The sequence below is a fragment of the Clostridium sp. 1001283B150225_161107_B6 genome (genome assembly GCF_015556325.1).
In the GTDB taxonomy this organism is placed as follows: Bacteria; Bacillota; Clostridia; order Lachnospirales; family Lachnospiraceae; genus Enterocloster.
The window spans coordinates 1-2,795 of the sequence record NZ_JADNMD010000028.1; the positions used below are offsets into that span (position 1 = coordinate 1).

Consider the following 2,795-nt stretch of genomic DNA (forward strand, 5'->3'; position numbering starts at 1 on the left):
GACAGTGCAGCGACACGTTGTCGCATACAAACTCTGCGTGGGATTTTCCTGCAAAGAGGTAAAAGTGACGGAAAGGCAATAGCCTTTCTAACTGATATTCCGAGAAGTGGAATGACGGGGTAACGCCCGGAAACGCTTCCCTTGATACTGCGTTGGAAGAAACGGGACGTATTTCCCGCGACTGACACAGCACGCTGAAGTCGGCTGTCTGCACCCGCGACTGTCCCCTTTGAGGATAAAGCAAAACCGAGCCAGAGGTGGCCGGGGGTGTTAGGCCGGAGGTCTATAAAGTACCTATGTCCAGAATGCGGCTGACTACCGCTGACAAAAGCCCGAATGTACAGGTCTATAACGGGATATGGTAGAAATGCCATAGCCGTGAAAACGGCGTATGTGGGGTAAAGTAAGATTTGTCGATATGAAATTCCCTATGGTGTTACAGGCACCATCAAGCATACAGGTCTAAAGGGCAGGGTTAAGGGTATTATGCAAAGATAGGAATATCGGAACGTGGAAAGCCCCGGATGTGGAGTGGATACGCACGGTGAAGCAATGAGCGGGAAAATCGTGTCGCCTTTTATGGGAGGTGCGGTATAACCGTTCTTAATCCGGGAGGAAAGAGCAGCCATGCTACCTGTGAAGCCGTGAACAAAGTAAGCGGTGGAGGGACGGGCTGTAGTCAGGAACAGAAACAAAATCATATTCAATAAACACGCATAGGTTCGAGTAGGACTAAGAAAGGCGAAAATCCAAACGAAAGTGGGGATAAGTAACCGACTATGGCAACAGGAAAGGCAAAGAAGAAAGATAAGTTAAGGCACGCCGAGTATTATGACTTTCAGGCAATTCAAGATAAGCTGTATGCCGACAGCAATAAAGGCAAAGTTTTCAAACATTTGGTTGAAATCATTGCATTACCCGAAAACATACGGCTGGCATACCGCAACATCAAGAAGAATCACGGGAGTACGACGCCCGGCACAGATGGAAAAACAATCACAGAATTATCAGCACTCTCTGATGAACAGCTTATATGCGCCGTACAGCGCAAATTAAACTGGTATGTCCCACAAAGCGTCCGGCGGGTAGAAATTCCGAAAGGAAATGACCCAATGAAAAAGCGCCCGCTCGGAATACCGACGATTATGGACAGGCTGATACAACAGTGCGTATTGCAGGTCATGGAGCCGATATGTGAGGCGAAATTCCACGACCACAGCTACGGGTTCCGCCCGAACCGGAACCAACAGCACGCAATCGCCCAAGTTCATAAAGATATGCAGAGAAGCAATCTCCATTATGTTGTAGATATAGACATTAAGGGGTTCTTCGACAACGTGAACCACGGGAAACTGCTGAAACAGCTCTGGGCAATGGGAATCCATGATAAAAAGCTGCTTAGCATTATATCCGCTATGTTAAAAGCGGAGGTGGCAGGAATTGGATTCCCGGAGGTCGGAACGCCGCAGGGCGGCATTATATCCCCCCTGCTCTCCAATGTAGTTTTGAATGAACTGGATTGGTGGCTTGCCAGCCAATGGGAAGAAATACCAACGGAGTTCCCTTACAAGGAATCGGTCAATTACAACGGAAGTGTGAGCAAGAGCCATAAATTCGCCGCACTGCGGAGGACAAGGCTGAAAGAAGTTACCTGCGTCCGATACGCTGATGATTTTAAAATATTTACGAACAGCTATCAAAATGCGGTGAAATTATTCCACGCAACCAAAAGCTGGCTCCATGAAAGGCTTTCTCTTGAAATCAGTCCTGAAAAATCAAAGGTGATTAACCTGAAAGAACAGTATTCAGAGTTTCTCGGTTTCAAGCTAAAGGTTATCCCCCGTGGGAAACGGAGCAACGGACACACCAAATATGTAGTAGAGAGCCATATCAGAGAGAAATCTATTGCGAAAATAAAACCAAACTTAAAACGGCTGATTTACGACATTGAGTTCCCGTCGCAAGGCAAACGTACTGAATATCAGGCGATTTGCCGCTACAACGTTTATGTAATGGGAATCCATGACTACTATCAATTAGCCACAAAGGTCTGCGACGACCTTACGCCATTCGCCTTATCTGTCCATAAAAGCCTGCGGGCAAGACTGAAAGAACGGGTTAAAACTGCAAAACAGGTTAGAAAAAGGAAAATTCCGTGTGAAGTTCCGAAAGTTATCAGGGAACGGTATGGGAAAAGCAAACAGCTCCGATATGTAGCCGGACACGCAGTTGTCCCGATTGGCTACATACGGCACAAGCCCCCAAAGTCCATGAACCGCAAAATCAATTCCTATACGCCCGAGGGCAGAGCCGAAATCCATAAGAATCTGGACAGAATCGACATAACGGTTCTTCATTACCTGATGAGGAATCCAGTTCTGTACCGTACTATCGAATACAACGATAACAGGCTTTCACTGTATTCGGCTCAAATGGGAAAATGTGCCGTATCTGGCAAAGTGCTTTCTATTGGCGATATTCATTGCCATCACAAAGTGCCACGGTATTTAGGCGGCAAGGACAATTATCAAAATCTGGTATTGGTATGTGAAGATGTACATCATCTGATTCATGCCACAAACCCTGATACTATCAGAAAGTATATGGAAATCCTCAACCTTGACCAAAAGCAGAAAGAAAAACTTAATAAGTTAAGAAGCCTTGTCCACGTTGAGAGTTATTGAGATGAAATAAAATCTGTTCCTGATGGCAAGCCGGGTGAGCTGAAAGGTTCATGCCCGGTTTAGGGCGGGGGAAAATCCGGAGATAACATCAAAGGATTACCTATCGCTATT

General features: G+C 46.2%; 2 protein-coding genes. One reads left to right on the forward strand and one right to left on the reverse strand.

The annotated features are described in order from the left end of the window. Positions 1-214 (reverse strand): hypothetical protein (locus tag I2H39_RS28980; RefSeq protein WP_207747023.1); only part of this gene is annotated, 214 nt, incomplete at its 3' end. 565 nt (positions 215-779) lie between these two features. On the opposite strand from I2H39_RS28980, the gene ltrA reads away from it, so the two are divergent. Then, positions 780-2,684: a group II intron reverse transcriptase/maturase gene (gene ltrA / locus I2H39_RS28735; protein WP_127820671.1), complete on the forward strand. Its 1,905-nt coding sequence runs from the start codon at positions 780-782 to the stop codon at positions 2,682-2,684. Positions 2,685-2,795 lie beyond the last annotated feature (111 nt).